The following is a 2,950-nucleotide window of genomic DNA, read 5'->3' as shown; positions in this document are numbered from 1 at the left end:
TTGGCATGAGTATTGCTTGATATTTGATAATATTGAAGCCGGACAGGTGCGTGCATGTCCGGATAACGGGGCGCAACCCCGCTTGGTTGTTGACAACCCTTTTAAATCTTTTGACATTTTCCTGAGAATATATTATTTATCAGTCATATGCTGAACTTTAAATCCAAATATCCCATCGGGATCGACATCGGCAGTCGGAATATCTATGCCGTCCAGCTAAAAGAGACCCGCCAAGGCTTTGCAGTCAGGGCTTTGGCGCATAGAGAACTTGAAGCAGAGATCGAGTCAATTCCTGATGCAAATCCCGGCTTAGTGGATGCTGTCAAAAAAATGACAAAAAATCGAAACTTTCGGGGCAAAAGCGCTGTGCTCCACATTCCCGTAAAAAATATATCGGTTTTACCCATACGTTTTAAAGTCGGCGCGACCGAAACCCTGGAAGAAGCGATTTTGCGGGAATCCGAAAAGTACCTGTCGTTTCCTCTGGAAGAAGCCGCCCTCGATTATCCCTCGCTTACACCCGAAGTCGATGGTGATGGCGATGCTTATAGAGCCACCGTCATCGCAGTGCGGCGGAAGTATATCGAACAGTATCTGCAACTGATGAAGCAGGCGGGCCTGACCGTCGAGGCGGTGGATTACCGCGTGTCTTCATTGATTCGCCTGTATAAACACTTTCACAAGGTCACTAAGCATCCTGTAATTTTATGTTACATAGGTTACTTTGAAAGCATGCTGGCCGTTGTTACTGAAGACAGCATTATAGGTCAGCGCATTATCCCCTGGGGGGTACACGAGCTTATTGAAAAAATATTAGCGAATCTTGAACTTTTAAAAGCAAAAGATAATGCCAGGCTCCTTTTAAAAACACATGGTCTTGCCTATGAAGATCTCGAAAGCGCCGACAATAGTGATGATCGTGCCCCTGATGCGACCATGGTGAATATGCGCCGGGCTATTTTCCAGGTGATAACGCCTTCTATTGACGAGCTGGTTTTCGAGTTTCATAAAATGATCAGCGGTGTAATGTCCGAGAAGCAACATACGGCTTTCGAAGGTATTTACATGTATGGCCATGCCGCCTTGATTCACCATTTTGACCGTTATTTTGAAAGGCGGCTCAATATCCCCACCAGATGCATAAACCCTATGACGACGGTGGCTTTATCTGATGGCAATAAATTGCCAGGTATAGATGAGGGGGCTCCATTCGCACTGGCCCTGGGCCTGGCGATGCGGAAAGTTACATGGCTATAAGAGAAATAAATCTGATTGATCCCGGCATCCTGGTTCGCCGCCAGATGTTGCAGCATCTTATATTCTGGGGCGGAGGCCTGATCGTGGCCCTTGCTATGATCGGCGGGTTCTATCTATTTCAAGCGCAGGCCGTCTTGGGCAAAAAGAGCAGCCGCGGGTCGCTGCAACAGGTGCATGCGGATCTGGCATTGAAAATTGAGGAAATCAATCGCCGGCAGGCCGAAGTGGAAAACCTGCGCCAGCAGCAAAATGCTCTGAGAACCGTAATTCCAAAACAGCCTTTTTATCGAATTTTAGCCAAGCTGGCCGGTGTTATGAATGCATATACCTGGATTACGCAACTGGCCCTGGATATTGGCCCAGGGCAAGACTCCGGCAGTAAGCTGCAACTGACGGGGCTCTCCCGTTCCAATGAGGATCTGGGAGATTTTATGAACAGTCTGGCGGATGAGGCCATGTTCAAGGATGTTGTATTGCAATTGGCCAAAGAGGGTGCGCGGGCGCAATCAATAAAAAATTCAGGTGAGGCCATGCCGCAGATCCAGTTCAAGATCGAGTGCAGCATTGATAATTCGTAAAAAGTCAAAAAACGACTTTTTACGAATTATCAATATTACAAAAAGAGAACCATTTTAAAGGCCTAAATAAATACAAAGGGAATCATTACGGATGAGGCTGAGTTTAAAAGCTCTGGATCTAATATGCCTTTTTACCGTCATTATTATCGTGGGGATGTGCGGATTCTGGGTCGCAAAGCAGGGTGTCGAGCAAAAGACTCGGATGCGGCAGGAAAACGCTCTGTATGCCAGTGGTATAAAGAATATGAGTCTGGCTGCATCGAACCTGCAACACCTCAATACGGGCTTAAAGGCTGTCAAGAACGAATTAAAGGCCACCATGGAGCAGATTCCGGAAGCGGTCGAAATTGGAAAGTTTTTAAAACAGCTTGATTCTTTGGTTAAACGCAGAAACATTGTGTTGATAACCCTACAGCCGCTGCCTAAACGGCCAGAGAGATATTTTACCAAAATTCCGATTCGGCTGATGTTTAAAGGTGCTTTTAATGACATTTACTATCTGCTCCACGCGTTGGAAACCATGAAGCGCCTGCTGGTGACGGAAAAGATAACTATTTCGAAAGGCGGTATCGGTGAGCAATGCCGGGTTGATCTAACCCTTAATATTTTTGAACAGTAGCTCCTTAGGCAGCTGTTCAGCCACTAAGACACAAAGGCACAAAGAAGGGGGATAGAAAAGACCGCTACGCTTGAGGAGCGCTACGCTTGAGGAGCACTGCGTTTGAGGAGCGGCCTGGCGGCCTTGAGGGGTATTGATAAAAAGACTTTTTTCCCCTAAAGCGTAGCGGTCTTTTTTTATATGGCAAATGACAAATGACTTTTGCATGTAATAATCTTCGTGTCTTAGTGCCTTTGTGGCTGAACTATTACAGTTAAGGGAATTTTCTATGGCTTTGATGCCGGAAAAAAAGAGCGAGCGGATCAAAATGTATGTTCTGATTCTGGGAGCGGTGGTGTTTGTGGTCGTAGGATATTTTCGGTTCATACATAAGAAGCCCATGGCGGTTAAGGCTCGAACTTCATCCAACACGCCCCTTAGCCAACTTCAAGTTCCCGAGGTTGCAATAGAAATACCTCAATATACTCGAAGAGCTGAACCGACGGCAGCAGAATCC

4 protein-coding genes are annotated in these 2,950 nt (G+C 46.4%); all 4 read left to right on the top strand.

Features of this window, described 5'->3' with window-relative positions; all coding sequences use genetic code 11:
• Positions 1 to 147 precede the first annotated feature (147 nt).
• Positions 148 to 1,257, top strand: coding sequence for a type IV pilus assembly protein PilM (gene pilM, locus V3S16_RS02240; RefSeq protein WP_413883047.1), 1,110 nt, complete (start codon positions 148 to 150; stop codon positions 1,255 to 1,257).
• Positions 1,248 to 1,835 (top strand): PilN domain-containing protein, encoded by a 588-nt coding sequence (locus V3S16_RS02235; RefSeq protein WP_413883046.1) that lies wholly within the window; start codon positions 1,248 to 1,250, stop codon positions 1,833 to 1,835. Before pilM ends, V3S16_RS02235 begins: the two co-directional genes overlap by 10 nt.
• Positions 1,836 to 1,926: 91 nt before the next feature.
• Positions 1,927 to 2,454, top strand: a complete 528-nt coding sequence (pilO, locus tag V3S16_RS02230) for a type 4a pilus biogenesis protein PilO (protein WP_413883045.1) — start codon at positions 1,927 to 1,929, stop codon at positions 2,452 to 2,454.
• A gap of 268 nt (positions 2,455 to 2,722) precedes the next feature.
• Positions 2,723 to 2,950: hypothetical protein (locus V3S16_RS02225; RefSeq protein WP_413883044.1), on the top strand; the 228-nt coding region annotated here is incomplete at its 3' end.

The organism is Candidatus Desulfatibia sp. (genome assembly GCF_036446775.1).
Lineage (GTDB): Bacteria > Desulfobacterota > Desulfobacteria > Desulfobacterales > UBA11574 > Desulfatibia_A.
This window is presented reverse-complemented; position numbering and strand designations above follow the sequence as displayed.